This window comes from Streptomyces sp. NBC_01445 (assembly GCF_035918235.1).
Taxonomy (GTDB): Bacteria; Actinomycetota; Actinomycetes; order Streptomycetales; family Streptomycetaceae; genus Streptomyces.
In genome coordinates, this window is sequence record NZ_CP109485.1 from 5,437,455 (window position 1) to 5,457,742 (window position 20,288).

The window sequence follows — 20,288 nt, forward strand, 5'->3', positions numbered from 1 at the left end:
CTGCGCTCGGGTGGCGGACAGGCGGCGGTGGGCATCGCCGCCGCCTCCTGACACCCGCGGGGCCCTGTGGGCCGCCGTCGCTGAGGATAGTGAGACCCTGCATTCGGCCGGCGAGCACGGACCCGCACGCGCCGGCCGGTGAGGGAAGGGACAGCATGCTGGAGCCCGTGGGTCTCACGGCCGCCGAGGCCGAGATGTACCGCCTGCTGATCGTCGCCGAGGCGGCCTCCGCCGAGGAGATCGCCGGCCGCTCGAACCTCGGCGTCCCGGCTGCCCGGCGCCTGCTGCTCGCCCTGGAGGACAAGGGGCTGGCGTCCGCGGTGGAGGACAGTCCCGGCTGGTACTCGGCCATTCCCCCGGAGACGGCCCTCGTGCCGCGGCTGCAGCGCCAGTCCGACGCCCTGGAGCAGACCCGGGCGGCCATCCACGATCTGGTGGAGACCTACCGCCGCAGCGCACAGGCATGGAGCGGGTGCGACGCGATCGAGATCATCAGCGGCGCGGCCGCGCTGCGGCAGCACCTGCGCCAACTTCAGGACGGCGCGCGTCACGAGATGCTGTGGTTCGTCAAGGCCCGATACCTGGCCATGCCCCCGGAGAGCAACCAGGAGGAGTACGACGCGCTGAACCGTGGCGTGCTCTACCGGGCCCTGTACGAACAGGAGTACTTCGACGACCCCAGCGCGGTGGACAACGTCGTCGCCGGGGTACGCGTCGGCGAGATCTCCCGCGCGGTGCCGCGGCTGCCGCTGCGCATGGCGATCGCCGACCGGTCGGTGGCCGTCCTGCCGCTGAACTCCGCGGACGCGCCCGGCAGCCCTCGCAGCCTCACGGCGGCGCTGGTGCGGCGGAGCAGCGTGCTGGACGCGCTCGTCGACCTGTTCGAGCACTACTGGGAGGTCGGTGCCCCGCTGCGGGTGACCGAGGAGGGCGGGATCGGCGGTGCCGGTCCCGAGGACGCGGCGTCACCGGCCGGGGAGGACCGGCACCTGCTGTCCCTGATGGTCGCCGGCATGACGGACGAGACGATCGCCGGGCAGCTGCGCGTGAGCAAGCGCACCATCCAGCGTCGCATCCAGGGCCTGATGAACCTCGCGGGCGTCGCCACGCGCATGCAGCTGGGGTGGCACGCGGCGCGCCGCGACTGGCTCTGAGCACCGCGGCCGGGGCCGTACCGCGCACCGGGCACAGCGGAGGGGCCCGCCGGAAGGATCCGGCGGGCCCCTCGGTGCCGTCGGCGCTATTTCAGCAGGTAGGCCTTGATGACGGTCTGCTTGAAGGAGTTGCCCGCCGCGTCCTTGACGTACGTGCGCAGGCTGACCGATCCGCCCGCGGCGCGGCGCGGGCTGTCCACGGTCACGGTGCGGTGCGTGCCGGACCCCTTGACGGCGGTGGACTGCCACGTCCTGCCCTCGTCGTAGGAGACCTCGACGGTGACGGTGCGGATCGGTGACTCGGCGGCGCCGACCGTGCGCTGGATCAGGACCGGGATGTCGAGGGCGCGTCCGGCCCTGGCACGGTTCCACTCGTCCAGTTCCGGCGACATGCGCACCGCGTACAGCGGCAGCGCCTGGCGGGTCGCCGTGGTCTGCGACCGGAACTGCCACTCGGCCCGAAGCTTCGTGGAGATGGAGCTGGGAGCGCGGTCACGGTCCACCGCGAACGTCAGGCGGTAGTCGGCGGGAGTGGCGTCGGCCGGCACCTGGGCCAAGCCCCAGCTGTGGGGGACCAGTTCGCCATTGCGCCGCAGCTGCACCGTGGGCATGCCGGTCGTCGTGTCGCCCACCAGGTCGAGGTCTCCGTTGGCGGCGAACTGGAAGGCGTACCACATGTCGTCGCCCTCACGGAAGGTGTTCATCCCCTCGGGCGAGAAACCCACGGCCTGGACTCCGCCGTTCCAACGCTCCTGGACCTTGGCTCCGGCCTTGTAGCCGTGCAGGGCACTGAGATAGCTCTGCCCCGTCTTGCTCGGATCCAGGAAGCTGTTCTGGTCGAAGGCCGTCTGCCACCGCAGGCCCTCGGCCGACGAGAAGTAGTCGACGCGCCGGTTCGGAACCGGCAGTCCTTCCATCGACTGTCCGCCGAACCGGACGTTGTCGACGTACATCCAGACGATGCGGGTAGCGGTGGTGCCGGGCGCGGTGGCTGCGAACGTGGTGTTCACCGTGGCCAGTTCCGACTTGCGGGGGCGGTACCCGGGATCGGCCGGGATGGCGCCGTGCACCGGCCGGCTCAGGTAGTACACGGACGAGGGGTTCCCGCCGTCGGCGGCGAGCTCGTTCCAGACGGTGCTGACCAGGTAGGTGAACTTGGAGTCCTTGAACCGCGCCGTCGGAGTCGCGTACACGCCCTCGATGTGGTCACTGCCGATCGCGTTCGCCATGGTGACGGAGAGCAGCTGGTCACCCAGGCTGATGGTGCCGACCTCGGCCGACGCGATGCGCGCGGTGCGGCTCGGAGCCGAGACGGTGACGGGCCTGGCCGTCCGGGCGTCGATGGTCTCCTTCTGGTCGGTGGTCATCACGGCCTTCGGCACGCCGACCACGGTGGCCTCGGTGAACGCCCCGTCGAAGAAGAAGCCGGTCACCGAGTAGGTGTCGTTCGGCAGCCGCAGCACGGTGCTGCCCTGGCCGACCAGTTCCTGCTCGTAGGTCCTGCCGTCGGCGGAGTTGACGAGCAGGTCGGCGTAGTCGGGGGCGGCGCCCGAGCGGCCCTTCAGGGTGATGCGGAGATCGTGCGACGGTTGCTCGAGGTCCATGCCGAAGGGAACGCGCACCGAGATCTTGCCGTCCGCGGTGGCCGCGGTCACCACACCGCTGTAGGCCACGTAGGCCGTCGTGGCCTCCGGGGTCACGGTGAACCTGACGTCCGCCGTACCGTGCGCGGGCACGGTGACGGTGTCGGCGCCGAGCTGGAACAACCCCTCGGGGGCGGGCCGGTCCAGCCTGCCGGTGCTCGCGTGCTGCGTCACGTGAAGGGTGAGGGGCTCCGCGCCGGGGTTGCGGTAGGTGATCGTCTTGGTCACCGGCGGCCGCTTGCCGTCGGTCCAGCGGACCAGCCCGAAGTCGAGTCCGGTGGGCTCGGCGGAGACCTCCTGGTCGACCGCCCGGGCGACGTCGACGCGCCCGGCGCCCTGGAAGTAGGCGCCGTGCTCCTTGGCACCGGTCGCCGAGTGCATCAGCTGGCGCTTGACCTGCTCCGGGGTCCAGTCGGGGTGCTGCTGGAACAGGATCGCGGCCGATCCGGCGACGTGCGGCGTGGCCATCGAGGTGCCGCTCATCGCCACGTAGCCGTCGTCGGCGCTGGTGCCGCCCGCCATCGCGCCGACGACGTTCACGCCGGGGGCGATGATGTCGGGCTTGAGACCGGAGTCGCCCGTGCGCGGACCGACCGAGCTGAAATCGGCGCGGTCGTCGTCGGCCTCGGAGGCACCGACGGCCAGCGCCCGGTCGGCGGAGGCGGGCGAGGAGACCTTGCTCCCCGAGCCGTTGTTGCCCGCGGCCGCCACGACCAGGGTGCCGTAGTCGCGGGTGACGGTGTCGACCACGGCCTCGATGGCGTCGGTCTCCGGGGTGTCGATGTCGCCCAGGCTGAGGTTGATCACCTTGGCGCCGTGCTGGGCGGCCCAGGCCAGGCCCTCGACGATGGCGGAGTCGTCGCAGTTGCCGTCCATCGTGCAGACCTTGCCGAACAGGACCTGCGCGCCGGGTGCCACGCCCTTGTACCGGCCGTCGGAGGCCGCGCCGGAACCGGCGATGGTCGAGGTCACATGGGTGCCGTGGCCGTTCAGGTCGTCGGTGTTCGGCTCTCCGGTGAAGTTCTTGGATTCGGCGACCAGGCCCTTGAGGTCCGGGTGATTCGGGTCGAACCCGGTGTCGAGCACCGCGACCTTGACCCCGTCGCCCTTGTAGCCCAGCTCCCAGGCGTGGGGGGCTCCGATGAGCGGCACCGTGCTGTCGAGCTGGACCTTGGCGTGTCCGTCCAGCCAGACCCGGCTCACGCCCGCGCCGAAGGACTTGGCACCCGCCGTGGCGGGGGCGATGCCCGCCCAGAACGCGGGGGCGTCCCTGCGGCTTTCGCTGAGCGCCGCGAAGGAGGTGCCGGATACGGGTCGGACCTCGTCGGCCCCGGCTGCGGTGAGCCGGCTCTTGGCGGAACTCGCGTCACCCGTGTACTGGACGATCAGCGGCAGGCTCGACCGCTCGGCGTACTTGCCCTTGACCAGGGCCGACACATTGAACAGAGCCTTGTCGAGGCGACCCGCGGCGAGCAGCGGCAGGGCGTCGGCGGGTATCACCGTCCAGTCGTGCCCCTGCTGGCGCTTGACGAACATGATGTGCTCGCGGCCCTTGGAGGGCTCGACCGAGACGCTCTGCCGCCCCGAGGCGTCCGTCTCCAGCGTGACCCGGTCGCCCGTGACGAGGGTGACCTGGTGCCGGGAGACCATCGGCGTCCGGGCCGGGGTCGCCCTGCCCGGCGCGCCCGCGCCGCTCCGTCCGGTGTCCGGAGCGAGGTCCCGGGCCGCGGCGGGGGCGACGGTCAGTCCGGCCAGCAATGCCACGAGGGCGGCGGTGGCCGCGGCAGACCGCGACCCGGGACGCCGTACCCACGGGCGCCACCTGCTGTTCATGTCTCTCATGGGGGGACAGACTGGTGCCGAAAAAGGCGCAGGTCAGCACTTTCCTGTGTCCACGAGGTGCCAAGTCACCTTTACGCCAGGGCCAAATATGGGTAAAGCGTCTCAATTACCGAGACTCCGCGGCCATCGGAACGGCCGGCTGCGCATGCGGCGGCGGATGCCGGACCGGTGTCGCGAAGCGGTGTTCGGCAGGACACTTGGGGACGGCCGGCGACCTGGATGATGGCTCTGGGCCGCGACGGCATCCTTGTCGGCCTCTAGCGCGATTTTCTTGGGAGCTCGGCTTGCCATGTCGGAAGACCTCTGTGTGGCCATCCTTTGGCCAGGACGGGCTTTCACGAGTGGAGCCAGTGGGGAAACGCCCTGGTCAACGGTGGTTCAACTGAGCTCTGTGCAACGCTCTTGGAAACCGTCGTGGCGCGATTCGCCGTGGGTTCACATCCCACACCCACCGCTTGCAGGTAGGTGTTTGTAAGGGGCGTTCGCCGTGGCGGGCGCCCCTTACGTGTGTCCTGGGGAAGCGGGTTCGCGTGCGGGCGTCCTGGCCTACGCCTCCGTGTCGTTGCGCCGGGTCATCCGGGCCGCCGAGGCGATCGTGGAGCGGGCCTCGTGTTCCGCGAGGCCCGTGCGGGTCGCGGCCTTCACGAGGGCGTTGGTGAGGCTGTCGCCGAGGTCGCTCTCGTAGGCGCGGCAAGCGGCCCAGAACAGGCGGGTGTTGCGCTGGCCCTCATGTGCCGCGAGCACGAACTGGACCAGGCCCTGGCCGTGTCGGCCCGCATGTGCCGGTGACGGGTGGTGCACGCGTGGCGGGGGTGTGAGCAGCCGCAGGAGCGTCGGCGGGCAGGGCGCGACAGACAGATGGGCGGTTCCTGGGACTGCGCTGTAGACGCCCTGGGCCGTGCGGGAGCCGGGGCCCACGAGATAGCCGCCCGCGCCACGGATGTCGATGCCCGGCGCGAGGCGTCCCGCCGAGTTGGGGACCACGACGTCCGGCGGTCCGGAGAGCCACACATGACGGCCGCCGCTGGGCGTGGCCACGACGACGGTGTCCGGGATCGTGAAGAGGTGGCGCAGCGCCAGTTCGCGCAGTGCTGCCGAGGAGTCCGTACCGGACTTGGTGTCGAGGTCGACGCCGATGAGGTGGTGTGGCGGCAGCCCGCACGCGATGCCGTAGCCGGTGGCGCGGGGCGCCGCCGCGAAGAGCTCACGGATGCGGCCCGGGTCGGTCGTGGCGTCGTACACGCCGTGGCCGGGGCGGCCGCACTCGCCGTGGCACGGGGCCGGGTCGGGTTCGTCGCGGTGCGGGGAGCGCAGGGCGGGGAGCTTCGTGCGGGAGAGCGGGATCACGGCCAGTCCGCGCTCGGCGGCGGAGAGGGCGTGAGCGAGGGCCAGGGTCGCAAAGGGCACTGCATGCCGGTCGGTGGTGGCCATGCCTCCATGTTCGTACGAATGTTCGAGTAACGGAAGAGGGGCTCGCCCGGGTGGAGCTTATTTGCCAAAAATGTGCCGAAACGCTTCAGCCCCTGCGGCGGCTGACCTGTCCTGTGTCGATGAGGCGCAATCCGGGCTGAGCTGGGCCTTTAAGGGCGCGAAGCATGTTTATCGACATGTCCTCACGCTTGCGGGGGAATAGTGCCTTCCGGCCTGGTTCGACGGGGATTCGGTGGGCAATTCTGATCTCGCGACGTCGTGAGCAACGACCGAGGCGGTCGGCCAACTGCCTTGGACCAACCAGCAGTTACTGCTTCTCGGAGGAATTGACATGGCACACATCCGTACCGCCCGCGTCCTCGCCGCCGTCGCCGCCCTGCCCCTCGCGGCAGCCCTCTTCTCGGGGGTGGCGATGGCCGACAACGGGTCCTTCGCGGACAACGGATCGAACGCGGGTGTGGCGACCGTGAGCGGCAGTGGTGTCGGCGGCAACAACCACGGCAACTCGTCCACCAGCCAGCAGCAGGCGGTGGGCTCCGGCGCCTCGAACCAGAACAACACGGCCCAGGTGAACGGCTCCGCGTTCACGGCCATCGACCAGTCGAACGAGAACATCGCGGTGCGCTTCACCAAGCTCTGGTGACCTGCGGGCTCCTGTCGGCGGGGGCCATTCCCAGGGGTGCGTGACATCTGTGCGGCGGTGCTTAGGCATCGCCGCACAGGCGTTTTCGCGCACCGAGCAGCCCTTCACGCGCGCGTGCTGATCCCTTGACACCCGTACCGAACCTGACGGACAGTCGTACCGAATCTGACGGTCAGTCAGAAAGCTTCCATCGGAAGCGGACGGTCAGAGACCCTTGTTCGTACGAGGTCCGGGAGGGCCGCCGCCGTGCACCTCGCCCCCACCGAGCGCCAGCATGAACTCCGCGCCGAACTGCGCGCCTACTTCCGTGAACTGATGCCGGACGGGCCGCCCGCCCACGATGATCGAACGGCCCAGCGGCGCCTGCTGCGCCGCATCGGTGCCGACGGCCTCCTCGGGCTCGGCTGGCCCGTCGAGTACGGCGGCCAAAGCCGGGGCCCCGACGAGCAGTTCGTCTTCTTCGACGAGGCGTACCGCGCGGGCGCGCCGGTCTCCATGGTGACCCTGAACACCGTCGGACCGACCCTGATCAAGTACGGGACCGAGGAGCAGAAGGCGTACTTCCTGCCGCGGATCCTCAAAGGGGAGCTGGTCTTCGCGATCGGGTACAGCGAGCCGTCGGCGGGGACCGATCTCGCCTCGCTGCGGACGCGGGCTGTCCGGGACGGCGACGACTGGATCATCGACGGGCAGAAGGTATTCACGTCGAACGCGCAGAACGCCGACTGGATCTGGCTGGCCTGCCGCACGGACCCCGAAGCCGCCAAGCACCAGGGCATCTCGATCATTCTTGTGCCGACGCACGCCGCCGGCTTCAGCTGGACGCCCATCGAGACCGTCGGCGGGCTGACCACCACCGCCACGTACTACGACGGGATCCGCGTTCCCGCCTCGAATCTCGTCGGGGACGAGAACGGCGGCTGGGGTCTCATCACCAATCAGCTCAACCACGAGCGGGTCGCGCTCGCCGCGATCGGGATGCAGGCGGAGGACTTCTACGCGGCGGTGCTCGAAGCGGTTCGTTCACCCGATCCGGTGACGGGGGAACGCCGGATCGACCTGCCGTGGGTGCGGTCGCGGCTGGCCGAGGTGCATGCCCGTCTGGCGGCAACGCGCCTGCTCAACTGGCGTTTGGTGGGGGACGTCGGGGCGGGGCGGCTCGCGCCGGGCGACGCGAGCGGCGTGAAATTCATGGGAACCGAATCGGCGGTCGAGGTGTACCGAATGTGTCAGGAGATCGCGGGCGACGCGGCGCTGGTTCGAGCCGGGTCGCCCGGGGCGTTCGGGGGCGGGGCCGGTGGTGACGCGGGTGCTGGGTCCGGTGGTGGTGGGTCGGGCGGTGCTGCTCGGGGCGGGACGGCGGAGGGGGAGTTGGAGCGGATGAACAGGGCGGCGCAGATCAACACGTTCGGGGGCGGCGTGAGCGAGGTGCAGCGGGAGATCGTCGCGACGATGCGGCTCGGGATGAGGAGGGGGCGGCGGTGACCGGCGAGATGACGTCCGAGGCGCTGAAGGCCTTCGAAGGGCTGCCTGCGGCCACCTCAGGGGTCGGCAAGGACCTGGTCAACGTGCCGATGATCAGGCACTGGTGCGAGGCGATGGGTGACACCAATCCCGCGTACGAGGGGCCCGACGCCATAGCGCCGCCGACCATGCTCCAGGCCTGGACGATGGGTGGGCTCTCCGGGCATCAGGGGCGCAGCGGCGCCTACGACGAGCTGTTCGCGCTGCTGGACGGCGCGGGGTACACCTCGGTCGTCGCCACCGATTGCGAGCAGGAGTATCTGCGTCCGTTGCGGCCCGGTGAAGCGATCACTTTCGACGCGGTCATCGAGTCGGTGTCCGAGCGCAAGACGACGAAGCTGGGCACGGGGCACTTCGTCACGACGCGCATGGATGTCAGGGCGGACGGCGAGCTCGCCGGGACGCATCGCTTCCGGATTCTCAAGTACGCTCCCGCGGCGCGGGCAGGGCGTGCGGTGAGGGGAGCGCGGGAGCAGCAGGCCCTGCGGCCCCGTCCGGTGGTGAACCGGGACAACGCGGGGTTCTGGGAAGGAGTCCGCGAGCACCGCCTCCTCATCCAGCGCTGCGAGGGGTGCGGGGCATTGCGCTTTCCCTGGCTGCCGGGGTGCGGCGCGTGCGCCTCGCAGGACTGGAGCACGGTCGAGGCGAGCGGCGAGGGGACCGTCTTCTCGTACGTGGTGATGCACCACCCGCCTTTCCCGGCCTTCGACCCGCCGTACGCGGTGGGTCTGGTCGAGCTGGCCGAAGGCGTCCGGATCATCAGCAATGTGGTCGGGGTGCCGTACGACAAGGTCCGAATAGGGATGCCGGTACGGCTCGAATTCCTTCGGGTGGACGAGGAGCTGGAGCTGCCGGTCTTCCGGGCTGGCGACGGTTCGGGTGTCGTTGCGGGAGGGGAGGGCTGACGTGGACTTCACACCTGCGCAGGACCAGGCGGCCGCCGCCGGTCTGGCCGCGCGGATCTTCGGTGACCTGTCGACCCCCGAGCGTCTCGCGGCGGCCGGCACCGGCACGGACCCCGAGCTGTGGAAGGCGCTCGGCTCCGCCGGTCTGCCGGGGGCGGTGGAGGAGACCGGGCTGCTCGGACTCGTGCTGATGCTGGAGGAGCAGGGCCGGACGACGGCGCAGGTGCCGTTCGCCGCCAGTTGCGTGTACGGACTGCTCGCGGTGGCGGGGCATGGCACCTCCGAGCAGCGGGACCGGCTGCTGCCGGGCCTGCGGGACGGGACGGAGGTGGCCACGGGGGCGTTTCCGGCGCAGGCCGGAGTGCGGGTCACCGGCGCGGAGGAACTAGAGGCAGGAGAAGCAGGGACCGGTGGGGGCGCGGGGCGGCTCACGGGGGTGGTGCCCTGGGTTCCCTGGCTTCGGGACGCGTCCTGGGTTCTGGTGGCGACGGCCGACCGGGGTCTGTGGAGAGTGCGTACGGCCGATGCCGGCTGCGATGCGGTCGAGCTCAGCGCACCCTGGTCGGCGGGCCGGCTCGTTCTCGACGGGGCGCCGGCGGAGAGGCTCGGCGGGGCCGGTGCGTACGACGATGTGCTGGCGATGGCGCGGACCGCGTTCGCGGGGCTCCAGGCCGGGGTCTGCGCGGGGTCGCTGGCGCGGGCCGTGGAGTACACGAACGAGCGGGAACAGTTCGGGAGACCACTCGCGGCCAAGCAAGGGGTCCAACTCCGGGCAGCTGACGCCTATATGGATACGGAGGCCATCCGTGTCACCGCGTACGAGGCGGCATGGCGACGGGACGAGGGGGTGCCGTACGCGGGCCATGCGCTGACCGCGGCCTGGTGGGCATCGGAGGCGGGCAGACGGGTCGTGCATGCCGGGCAGCATCTGCACGGCGGCATGGGCGCCGACCTGGAGCATCCCGTGCACCGGCATTTCTTGTGGGGCAGACAGCTCGATGCGTATCTGGGATGCGGGGGTGAACTGCTCGCGGAGCTGGGCGACTTGATCGCCGGAGACGACGGGAACGGTGCGGCGGGGGCGGGGATGACGTGGGTGCGGAAGTGAAGGCGGAGGGGGAGGGAATGGATCGGGAAGAGGGGGAAGCCGCTGTGACGGAGGTAGCTGTGGGGGTCGGCACGGAGCTGGCGCCGCTGGAGATTCCGGTCACCCGGACACTGATCGTCTCCGGAGCCATCGCGTCCCGTGACTACCAGGACGTGCACCATGACGCGGAGCTCGCCAAGGAGAAGGGCTCCCCCGACATCTTCATGAACATCCTGACGACGAACGGACTGGTCGGCCGTTACGTCACCGATCACTTCGGCCCCGCAGCGGTTCTGCGCAAGGTCGCGATACGGCTGGGCGCCCCCAACTACCCAGGAGACACCATGGTGTTGACCGGGACGGTGGCTGAGGTCCAAGAGGGGGACGCCGGCGGGAGCGGGCACGGAAGTGAGCCCGGCGGCGGTGCCACGGTGGTGGTGCGGATCGTCGGGGCCAACGGGCTGGGCAAGCACGTCACCGGGACGGTGACAGTCGCCCTCCCGAACCCCCCGAACCCCCCGAGCCCCACGAGCACGCCGTCCCGTCCCTCGGTGTCGGGGAGGCCGGCATGAGCGTGCGGGCGAAGGACAGTCTTGGCGGGCGGGCGGCGATCGTCGGGATCGGGGCGACCGAGTTCTCCAAGGACTCCGGGCGCAGTGAGCTGAAGCTGGCGGTGGAGGCGGTGGGGGCGGCGCTGGACGACGCCGGGCTCTCCCCCGCCGATGTCGACGGCATGGTCACGTTCACCATGGACACCAGCCCGGAGATCACCGTCGCGCAGGCGGCCGGGATAGGGGATCTCTCCTTCTTCTCTCGTGTCCACTACGGCGGTGGTGCAGCCTGCGCCACAGTGCATCAGGCTGCGCTCGCCGTGGCGACCGGGGTGGCCGAAGTGGTCGTCTGCTACCGGGCGTTCAATGAGCGCTCCGGCAGGAGGTTCGGCTCGGGGGTGCAGCATCGGGAGCCGTCGGCGGAGGGGGCGGCGCTCGGCTGGGCACTGCCGTTCGGGCTGCTCACGCCCGCGTCGTGGGTGGCGATGGCGGCGCAGCGCTATCTCCACGCGTACGGCCTGGGCCCTGAGGCGTTCGGGCATGTCGCCGTCATGGACCGCGCGTATGCGGCCACCAATCCGGCGGCGTACTTCCACGGGAAGCCGATCACGCTGGAGGACCATGCGGCGTCGCGGTGGATCGTGGAGCCGTTGCGGCTGCTCGACTGCTGTCAGGAGACCGACGGCGGGCAGGCGATCGTCGTCACCAGCGTCGAGCGGGCCCGCGACCTGCCGCACCGGCCCGCCGTGATCACGGCGGCGGCCCAGGGGGCCGGGCGCAACCAGGAGCAGATGACGAGTTTCTACCGGGACGACATGACGGGTCTGCCTGAAATGGGTGTGGTGTCACGGCAGTTGTGGCGGTCGGCGGGGCTGGCGCCGGGCGAGATAGACGTCGGGATCCTCTATGACCACTTCACGCCGTTCGTGCTGATGCAGCTGGAGGAGTTCGGCTTCTGCGGGCCGGGTGAGGCGGCGGACTTCGTGGCGGAGCGACGGCTTCCGCTCAACACGCACGGTGGGCAGCTCGGCGAGGCGTACCTGCACGGGATGAACGGCATAGCGGAGGCCGTCAGACAGGTGCGGGGCACGGCGGTGAACCAGATAGCCGGCGCCGCCACGGCGCTGGTGACCGCGGGGACCGGCGTCCCCACATCGGGTCTGATTCTGGGAGCGGACGGCTGAACGAGGGGTGTGTCCCGGGGCCGGTTCCCACCCCGGCCCCTTCACTCGCCCTATGCACCGCACTTACCCTATGCACCGCACTCGCCATAGGCGCCGCCGGAAGCTAGTCGTGGGTCTGGTGCTGGTTCTGATGGCGCTGACCGCCCTCCCCGCGTCGGCGCGGGGCGAACCCGGCCTCCCCCAGCCGTCGCCGACGCACGGCCCCCACCCCGACGCCCACCCCGACCCTCTGGCCGACCTCGCGCCACCGAGTGTCGTCACCTTCCCCGACCCTCTGGCCGACCTCGCGTCGCGGGGCCTCGCCACCTTCCCCGACTCCGCACTCGACGACGACGCCACACTCGACGCCCCGGCACCGGCCCCCGGCCCGGCCCCGGCTCCCGCCGAAGGTCCCTCCACCTCCGAACCCCTCCTGCCCTCGCTCTCCAACCCCCGGACGTTCCGCGGGCTGGCATTCGACACCTGCATGGCGCCGTCGCTCGACACCATGCGGCGGTGGCGGGCGTCGAAGTACGGGGCGGTGGGCGTGTACTACGGGGGCCGTGGGCGAGCCTGTCCTCATCAGCCCCGGCTCGGGCACCGTTGGATGAAGGGGGTGCAGCGGCTGGGGTGGCGGGTGCTGCCGGTGTACGTCGGTTCGCAGTCTCCGTGTGTGGTCGAGCGGCACAAGAAGGTCTACCGCATCGGCCGTCACGCCTGGAGCGAGGGAGTGCGGGAGGGGCGGGACGCCGTACGCAGGGCGTGGGCCGTCGGCATCCGGCCGGGCAGCCCGCTCTATCTCGACATGGAGGCATACAAGTACCGGCAGAAGAAGTGCGCCCGCACGACGCTCGCCTTTGTGCGGGGCTGGGACCGGCAGGTGCGCGCGAAGGGGTACGTGCCGGGGTTCTACAGCAGTGCCGACTCCGGGGTGGCGCACATGCGGGCCGCGGCGCGGGCGGGAGTGCGGGATCTGCCGTCGGTGATCTGGTTCGCGCGCTGGCACACGCGGCCCCGGCTGTCCCGGGAGCCCGTGCTGTGGCGGTCCGCCTGGAGCCGGCAGCGCAGGATCCACCAGTACGCGGGGAACGTGAAGGAGCGGCACGGCGGGCGGACCCTCGTCATCGACCGGAATCTGGTGCACGCGCCGGTGGCCCGCATCCGATGACGCGTCCCGGTCCGCGGGAGTGGCAGAGTGGAACGAAGCCCATGGATTGGCTCTCAGGGATGAACCCTCAGGGGTGCGTACGGCGTCCTCCACCTTCAGGAGGTGGGGATACCACCACTCCTACAACCTGAGGCGGACACCGCTTCGGGACCTGCGGCCGATCCGCGAGGGTAGGGGGCGCTCCTAGCGTGGAGCCATGACCGCAACCATGGCGCCTGTCTGCTCCAGTGCATCGGATGCCGCGACGCGCAGCGCGCCGCGAGCCGCGATGACGCCTCACTCTTCCCACCCGGCGCCGTGCCCGCCGGCCGCCCACTCGACGCCGTACGGGCCGCACAAGTCGTACCCGTCGTTCGCGTCGTACGTACGGGCGCGGCAGCCCGTGCTGCTGCGGACCGCCCGGTCGCTGACGGCGAACCCGTGCGATGCCGAGGACCTGCTCCAGACCGCGCTCACCAAGACGTATGTGGCGTGGGACCGCATCGAGGACCACCGCGCGCTCGACGGTTATGTGCGCCGGGCCCTGCTGAACACGCGTACGTCGCAGTGGCGTAAGCGGAAGGTCGACGAGTTCGCCTGCGACGAGCTGCCCGAGCCGGAGACCGTGGCGGCGGCCGACCCCGCCGAGCACCAGGCCCTGCACGACGCGATGTGGCGCGCAATCATGAAACTGCCGGCCCGTCAGCGCGCGATGGTCGTCCTGCGGTACTACGAGGACCTGAGCGAGGTTCAGACGGCCGAGGTGCTCGGGGTGTCCGTCGGCACGGTCAAGAGCGCGGTCTCACGGGCCCTCGGCAAACTTCGCGAGGACCCGGAACTGCGCCCGGCCCAGAGCTGAGCAGGACGACTCTCTGATCGATCATTCCCGGGGCTAGTGACATACCGACTGGTATGCGGTGAGAATCGGCGGAACATTGCTGCGCCGTAGCGCCCACCGGGAGGACGCCGTGCTGAGCACGATGCAGGACGTACCACTGCTGATCTCGAGGATCCTGACCCATGGGTCGACGATCCACGGCACGTCCCAGGTGACCACCTGGACCGGTGAGAGCGGGCCGCAGCGCCGGAGCTTCGCCGAGATCGGCGACCGCAGCGCCCAGCTGGCGCACGCTCTGCGCGACAACCTCGGCATCGTGGACGACGACCGCGTGGCGACTCTGATGTGGAACAACGCGGAGCACGTCGAGGCCTACTTCGCGATCCCTTCCATGGGCGCCGTACTGCACACCCTGAACCTGCGGCTTCCCGCCGAGCAGTTGGTGTGGATCGTCAACCACGCCGCCGACCGCGTGATCATCGTCAACGGCTCCCTGCTGCCGCTGCTCGCGCCGCTCCTGCTGTCCCTCACGGGCGTGGAGCACATCGTCGTCTCCGGTCCCGGCGATCGTTCGCTCCTCGAGGGAGCGCGCCCCCAGGTCCACGAGTACGAGGAGCTCATCGCCGGAAAGCCGGTCGCGTACGACTGGCCGCAGCTCGACGAGCGCCAGGCCGCCGCGCTCTGCTACACCTCCGGCACCACCGGCGACCCCAAGGGCGTTGTCTACTCGCACCGTTCGATCTACCTGCACTCCATGCAGGTCAACATGACGCAGTCCATGGGCCTGACCGACGAGGACACCTCGCTCGTCGTGGTGCCGCAGTTCCATGTGAACGCGTGGGGCCTGCCGCACGCGACGTTCATGACCGGCGTGCACATGCTGATGCCGGACCGCTTCCTCCAGCCCGCGCCGCTGGCCGAGATGATCGAGAGCGAACGCCCCACGCACGCGGCGGCCGTCCCCACCATCTGGCAGGGCCTGCTCGCGGAGCTCACCGCGAAGCCTCGCGACGTGAGTTCGCTCGGGCAGGTCACCATCGGCGGCTCGGCCTGTCCGCCCTCGCTCATGAAGGCCTTCGACGAGCTCGGCATGCGGGTCTGCCACGCCTGGGGCATGACGGAGACGTCTCCCCTCGGCACGGTCGCCCGGCCGCCGGCCGCGGCGGTCGGCACCGACGAGGAGTTCGCGTACCGCCTCACCCAGGGCCGGTTCCCGGCCGGCGTCGAGGCGCGGCTCTCGGGCCCCGACGGCGAACTGCTGGCCTGGGACGGCGAGTCGGCCGGTGAGCTGGAGGTCCGCGGGCCGTGGATAGCGGGTGCGTACTATTCGGGCCCCGACAGTGAACCGCTGCGTCCCGCCGACAAGTTCAGCGACGACGGCTGGCTCAAGACGGGTGACGTCGGCACGATCAGCCCCGACGGCTTCCTCACCCTTACCGACCGTGCCAAGGACGTCATCAAGTCCGGTGGTGAGTGGATCAGCAGCGTCGACCTCGAGAACGCCCTGATGTCCCACCCGGACATCGCCGAGGCAGCCGTTGTGGCCGTACCCGACGAGAAGTGGGGCGAGCGCCCGCTCGCCACCGTTGTCCTGAAGGACGGCGCGAGCGCCGACTTCGAGATCCTGCGCGCGTTCCTCGGCGAGAAGGTCGCCAAGTGGCAGCTCCCGGAGCGCTGGACGGTGATCACCGCGGTGCCGAAGACGAGCGTCGGCAAGTTCGACAAGAAGGTGCTGCGCAAGCAGTACGCCGAAGGGGAACTGGACATCACGCGGCTCTGAGCCCACAGCTCAGCGACGGTTTCACGTGAAACAGGGGCGGCCCGAACGGGCCGCCCCTGTTTGTCAGTTGTGGGTGTGTCAGTCGCGGATGCTCAGTTGGTGCCGATCTTCGCGAGCAGGTCCACGATCCGGCCCTGTACCTCGTCGCTCGTCGAACGCTCCGCCAGGAACAGGACGGTCTCGCCCGCGGCCAGGCGCGGCAGCTCGGCCTCCTCGACGGCGGCGGTGTAGACGACGAGGGGCGTGCGGTTCAACTGGCCGTTCGCGCGCAGCCAGTCGACGATCCCTGCGCGCCTGCGACGCACCTGGAGCAGGTCCATCACCACCAGGTTCGGCCGCATCTGCGCGGCCAGCGTTACCGCATCCGCGTCGGAACCCGCCCGCGCGACCTGCATCCCGCGCCGCTCAAGCGTCGCGGTGAGCGCGAGCGCGATCTCCTCGCGCTCCTCGATGAGCAGCACACGCGAGGGGTGCTGCTCACTGTCCCGAGGCGCGAGGGCCTTCAGCAGGACGGCGGGATCGGCCCCGTACGCGGCCTCGCGCGTCGCCTGTCCGAGCCCGGCCGTCACCAGGACGGGAACCTCGGCGGCGACGGCGGCCTGGCGCAGCGACTGGAGCGCGGTGCGCGTGATCGGTCCGGTCAGCGGGTCGACGAAGAGCGCGGCGGGGAAGGCCGCGATCTGCGCGTCGACCTCCTCGCGGGAGTGCACCGTCACCGGGCGGTAACCGCGGTCGCTCAGGGCCTGCTGCGTGGTGGCGTCGGGCGCGGGCCAGACCAGGAGCCGGCGCGGGTTGTCGAGCGGCTCCGGGGGCAGCTCGTCGTCCATCGGCTGCGGCTGGGGCCGGATCGCCAGCTCGACGGCGCCGCCGGGCCCGTCCAGCGGCTCGGGCCCCTCATCGGCGTCCTGGTCGGGGGCGCCGATCGCGTACGAACGTCCGCGGCCCTCCGATGACGACGACAGCAGAGACTGCGGCTGACCGGGCTGGGACTGGCCGGACGGCGTCTGGGGCTGAGCCTTCGGCTGCGCCGGCGACGACTGTGACGGGGCCTGCGGGTGCGGGCGGGCCGCGGTCTCCGGCTGGGTGCCGGCGGGATCGGGCCGGGTGGACAGCCTGCGCCGGCGACCGGAGCCGCCGAGCGTGTGCTGCGTCTGCTCCTGCGGGGCCGCCGCGGGCTGCGGGACCTGGGGAGGCAGCGGGACCTGGAGGGACGGGTTGCCGCCGGCCGACTGAACGGGCTGCTGCCCGGACTTCGGGCCGGACGGACCGCCCTGCGCGCCGCCCTGCGTGCCGGACGCCTGCTTCGCCTGCGGACCGGGCTGCTTGCCCGTCGTGGGGCTGGCCGGGTTCGCCTGGCTGGGCTGGTTCGCGCGGTTCGGCTGTGCGGCCGCCGGTGAATTGGGCTGTGGGCTCGGCAGCGGCTGGGCCGTGCCGGGGGCCGCCGACTGGGGCCGCGGCGGGCGCTGCTGCTCGGCGATCTGACGTCCGAAGGGAACGCCCTGCCCCAGCGTTCGTACGCTTATGGCGCGGCCCTGAGTCGAGTTGGGGTCTGCCGACGGGGCCTCGGCGGGGAGGGGCTGCGCGGCGCGGGGCCTGGCACCGTTCTCCGGCGGCAGCGCGGCGCGCGCCGCCGGAACCGTCTGGACAGGGTGCGGCTGCGGCGGAGTGTGGTCGTCGGAGGGGTGACCCTGCGCGGCGTCGTGCCGCTCTCCGCCGGCACCCCTACCGGTGGCCGCAGTCGCGTCGGTGTCGGCGCCCGTAGCGGCATCCGGCTCGGGCGTCGTCCGGTCGGCCTCAGCGGGCGGCAGCGCGAATACGGTGCGCGCGGTGCTGCTCTGCTCGGCTTCCCGCTCCGGGGCGCTGCCGAGAGCGCGGCGTGCGCGACGCCCGGCGGGGACGTTCTGCCCGGCCTGAGACGCGTCGGCAGCCCCGGCCCGACCTGAACCACCGGCAGGCAGCGCGGCCGGCTCCGAGTCGCGCCGGGCCCGCCGGCCCGAGGACGCTCCGACCGGCACACCTTGCGGCGGCACGGTCTCGCCCAGGGCGGGGGCTCCGGCGGCGTGTTCTGCAGCGGTCATCACGGAACCCTCAGCGGCACCGGGACCAGCGGCTCCCTCGGGAACGGCGACCTCGGCCGGATTGGGCCGCCCACGCCGACGCCCCGTGCCGGTCCCGGCCCCCGCGTCACCCGCAGGTGTCCCGCCGGCCGGAGTCTGCGTGGCCTGCGCCGGCAGCTGCCCCTGAGCGCTCCCGGGCGTTCCCGCGGTCGCGCCCTCCTCGGCCCGCCGCCTGCGTCGCCCGGTCGGAGCGGCAGCCTCCGAGCCACCGCCACCCTGCCCGGCCTCGTCGGCGTCCGGCACGGCACCCGCGACACCGCTCTCCAAGAATGAGTCCACCGACGCGCCCGAAGCCCGCCGGGCCCGCCGCCGCCCGCCGCGCGTACCCGACGCCTGCTCGGGCAGCAAGGCTCCGGCCCGCGCCTCCGCACCGGCGGGACCGGCCTGCGACGCGACCTCGACAGCCGTACCGGGAACAGCCGCCCCGACAACACCCGAAGGACCAGCCACCGGAACCGCCCCGGCCCCGCCCCCGATCGGCACCTCGAGCACATACGCGCTGCCGCTCATCCCGGGCACCTCGTGCGTCTGGAGCACGCCGCCGTGCGCCCGCACGATGCCGCGCACGATGGGCTCGTGCACCGGGTCGCCGCCCGTGTAGGGCCCGCGCACCTCGATACGGACGCTCTCGCCGCGCAGCGCCGCCGCCACGACGATCGTCGAGTCCACGTATCCGCCGACGCCGCTGGTCGGTACGACGCCCACGCGTGCGTTGCCGGTGGCGTCGATCCCTGCGACGTCCGCGACGAGGTGGGCGAGCGCGGTGGCCAGGCGCGCCGCGTCGACCTCGGCCTCGATGGGCGGGGCGTGCACGGCGAACTGCGCGCGCCCGGGCCCGATCAGCTCGACCGCCCCGTCGACGCCCGCGGCGACGACCGCGTCGAGCATCACCTTCGTCCGGGTCAGCTGCGCGTCGCCGGAGTCGAGGAGCTGGTAGCCGAGCACGTTGTCGACGAGCGTGGTCATGCGGCTGTAGCCGGCCGCGAGGTGGTGCAGGATCTGGTTGGCCTCGGGCCACAGCTGGCCCGCGTCGTCCGCGGCCAGAGTGGTGAGCTGGCCGCGCAGTTCGTCGAGGGGGCCGCGCAGCGACTGGCCGAGGACGGCGAGGAGCTGCTCGTGCCGGGCCGCGAGTGCCTCGTAACGGTCCTTCTCGCGCTCGGCGAGAGCGGCGATCCGGTCCTTCTCGGCGGAGAGTTCCTCGGTGTGCTGCTCGGTGATCGTGGCGAGTTCGGCGGCGTGCTCCTCTTCGGCACGCGCGGTCTGCGCCTCGTGCTCCTCGACGGTGCGCGCGAGCGTCTCCGCGTGCTCCGTGGCGGCGCGCTCCGTCTCCTTGTCGCGCCGGTCGATCTCCTCCGTGTGCGCCACGACGAGCTCGTCGTAGGGCCGCCGGTCGGTGAACGTCATCACGGCGCCGACCAGTTGGTCACCGTCGCGGACGGGCGCCGTCGTCATGTCGACGGGCACCTGCGCGCCGCTCTTCGACCACAGGACCTGCCCGCGCACCCGGTGCTTGCGCCCGGAGCGCAGGGTGTCGGCGAGCGGGGACTCCTCGTACGGGAACGGCTCGCCGTCGGCGCGGGAGTGGAGGACGAGTGCGTGCAGCTCCTGTCCGCCCATGTCGCTGGCGCGGAACCCGAGGATCTGCGCGGCGGCCGGGTTGACGAGCACGATCCGTCCGTCGGTGTCGGTGCCGACGACGCCCTCGGCGGCGGCGCGCAGGATCATCTCGGTCTGGCGCTGCGAACGCGCGAGCTCGGCCTCGGTGTCGACGGTCCCCGACAAGTCGCGCACGACGAGCATCAGCAGCTCGGCCTCGCCGCCGTAGGACCCGTACGAGCTGTTGCCGTAGCCGTCGACGGCGTCGCGGCCGTCGGCGAGGTTGGCGCTCGTGACCTCGACGGGGAACTCGCTGCCGTCGGTGCGGCGGGCCATCATCCGGGTCGGCTTGGTGCGCCCGCGCTCGTCCGTGGTGTCGGGCCTGCGCATCGATCCGGGGATGAGCCGCGAGTCGAACTCGGGCAGCAGATCGAGCAGTCCGCGCCCCACGAGGGCGGTGCCCGGGGCTTCGAAGGCTTCCAGGGCGATGGTGTTCGCGTTGACGACAGTCCCGTTGGCGTTGACCAGCACCAGCGCGTCCGGGAGCGCGTCGAGTATGGCTGCGAGGCGAGCAGCGCCTCGGGATGGCCTGCTGCTCACGACGACGCTTCCTCCCTGATTACCGCACCTTGCCGACCGCGCGAGCCATCTTCCTACGTGGCTCGCGGCATGTCACGGGAGGGAGTCTACGGGCAGAGGTTGTGCTCGCGGCGCCGGATGAGAGGGAGGTCGCACGCGGAAGATGTGCCCTTGGAATGAAGATGCGTGAGGGCGAGGCCCTCCCCGGCCGTGCGACGGCGGGTCATGCATGGGCATATGCCTGGTCACAGGGTGTCCGGCGCCGCGCCGCACCTTGGCACGCTCCCC

The 20,288-nt window shown here is 71.4% G+C and carries 13 protein-coding genes; 10 read left to right on the plus strand and 3 right to left on the minus strand.

What is annotated here, in order from left to right:
• The first annotated feature begins 155 nt into the window (after window positions 1–155).
• Window positions 156–1,154: a helix-turn-helix domain-containing protein gene (locus tag OG574_RS24795; RefSeq protein ID WP_326775005.1), complete on the plus strand. Its 999-nt coding sequence runs from the start codon at window positions 156–158 to the stop codon at window positions 1,152–1,154.
• A gap of 86 nt (window positions 1,155–1,240) precedes the next feature.
• Here OG574_RS24795 and OG574_RS24800 read toward each other — a convergent pair whose 3' ends face one another.
• Together OG574_RS24800 and OG574_RS24805 are read right to left on the minus strand one after the other, a co-directional pair.
• On the minus strand, window positions 1,241–4,630 hold the full coding sequence (locus OG574_RS24800; RefSeq protein ID WP_326775006.1) for a S8 family peptidase: 3,390 nt from the start codon (window positions 4,628–4,630) through the stop codon (window positions 1,241–1,243).
• A gap of 555 nt (window positions 4,631–5,185) precedes the next feature.
• Window positions 5,186–6,070, minus strand: coding sequence for a bifunctional DNA primase/polymerase (locus OG574_RS24805; RefSeq protein ID WP_326775007.1), 885 nt, complete (start codon window positions 6,068–6,070; stop codon window positions 5,186–5,188).
• A gap of 331 nt (window positions 6,071–6,401) precedes the next feature.
• On the opposite strand from OG574_RS24805, the gene OG574_RS24810 reads away from it, so the two are divergent.
• From OG574_RS24810 to OG574_RS24850, 9 genes are all read left to right on the plus strand, one after another.
• On the plus strand, window positions 6,402–6,713 hold the full coding sequence (locus OG574_RS24810) for a hypothetical protein (RefSeq protein WP_326775008.1): 312 nt from the start codon (window positions 6,402–6,404) through the stop codon (window positions 6,711–6,713).
• Between the two features lie 246 nt (window positions 6,714–6,959).
• Complete coding sequence (locus OG574_RS24815) at window positions 6,960–8,198, plus strand: acyl-CoA dehydrogenase family protein (protein WP_326775009.1); 1,239 nt, start codon at window positions 6,960–6,962, stop codon at window positions 8,196–8,198.
• Window positions 8,199–8,206: 8 nt separating this feature from the next.
• Entirely contained in the window at window positions 8,207–9,142 is a 936-nt protein-coding gene (locus OG574_RS24820) for a bifunctional MaoC family dehydratase N-terminal/OB-fold nucleic acid binding domain-containing protein (protein ID WP_326778602.1), read from the plus strand.
• A 1-nt stretch (window position 9,143) separates the two neighbouring features.
• Entirely contained in the window at window positions 9,144–10,250 is a 1,107-nt protein-coding gene (locus tag OG574_RS24825) for an acyl-CoA dehydrogenase family protein (RefSeq protein ID WP_326775010.1), read from the plus strand.
• A gap of 44 nt (window positions 10,251–10,294) precedes the next feature.
• Complete coding sequence (locus OG574_RS24830) at window positions 10,295–10,801, plus strand: MaoC family dehydratase (RefSeq protein WP_442816846.1); 507 nt, start codon at window positions 10,295–10,297, stop codon at window positions 10,799–10,801.
• Window positions 10,798–11,964, plus strand: coding sequence for a lipid-transfer protein (locus OG574_RS24835; protein ID WP_326775011.1), 1,167 nt, complete (start codon window positions 10,798–10,800; stop codon window positions 11,962–11,964). The genes OG574_RS24830 and OG574_RS24835 overlap by 4 nt, the downstream gene beginning before the upstream one ends.
• A gap of 109 nt (window positions 11,965–12,073) precedes the next feature.
• A complete protein-coding gene (locus OG574_RS24840; protein ID WP_326775012.1) occupies window positions 12,074–13,111 on the plus strand; it encodes a glycoside hydrolase domain-containing protein in 1,038 nt (345 codons plus the stop codon).
• Between the two features lie 196 nt (window positions 13,112–13,307).
• Window positions 13,308–13,949 carry a SigE family RNA polymerase sigma factor gene (locus OG574_RS24845; protein WP_326775013.1) on the plus strand — a complete coding sequence of 214 codons (642 nt, stop codon included), beginning with the start codon at window positions 13,308–13,310 and terminating at the stop codon, window positions 13,947–13,949.
• Between the two features lie 109 nt (window positions 13,950–14,058).
• Window positions 14,059–15,708 carry a long-chain fatty acid--CoA ligase gene (locus tag OG574_RS24850; RefSeq protein ID WP_326775014.1) on the plus strand — a complete coding sequence of 550 codons (1,650 nt, stop codon included), beginning with the start codon at window positions 14,059–14,061 and terminating at the stop codon, window positions 15,706–15,708.
• Between the two features lie 92 nt (window positions 15,709–15,800).
• On the opposite strand, the gene OG574_RS24855 is transcribed toward OG574_RS24850, so the two are convergent.
• Complete coding sequence (locus OG574_RS24855; RefSeq protein WP_326775015.1) at window positions 15,801–20,021, minus strand: PAS domain-containing hybrid sensor histidine kinase/response regulator; 4,221 nt, start codon at window positions 20,019–20,021, stop codon at window positions 15,801–15,803.
• Window positions 20,022–20,288 lie beyond the last annotated feature (267 nt).

What these genes read in the sequence shown, in the direction of transcription:
- OG574_RS24800 (WP_326775006.1), bottom strand. Translation starts at nt 4,630, where the DNA reads ATGAACAGCAGGTGGCGCCCGTGGGTACGGCGTCCCGGGTCGCGGTCT.
- OG574_RS24810 (WP_326775008.1), top strand. Translation starts at nt 6,402, where the DNA reads ATGGCACACATCCGTACCGCCCGCGTCCTCGCCGCCGTCGCCGCCCTG.
- OG574_RS24845 (WP_326775013.1), top strand. Translation starts at nt 13,308, where the DNA reads ATGACCGCAACCATGGCGCCTGTCTGCTCCAGTGCATCGGATGCCGCG.
- OG574_RS24805 (WP_326775007.1), bottom strand. Translation starts at nt 6,070, where the DNA reads ATGGCCACCACCGACCGGCATGCAGTGCCCTTTGCGACCCTGGCCCTC.
- OG574_RS24820 (WP_326778602.1), top strand. Translation starts at nt 8,207, where the DNA reads ATGACGTCCGAGGCGCTGAAGGCCTTCGAAGGGCTGCCTGCGGCCACC.
- OG574_RS24835 (WP_326775011.1), top strand. Translation starts at nt 10,798, where the DNA reads ATGAGCGTGCGGGCGAAGGACAGTCTTGGCGGGCGGGCGGCGATCGTC.
- OG574_RS24795 (WP_326775005.1), top strand. Translation starts at nt 156, where the DNA reads ATGCTGGAGCCCGTGGGTCTCACGGCCGCCGAGGCCGAGATGTACCGC.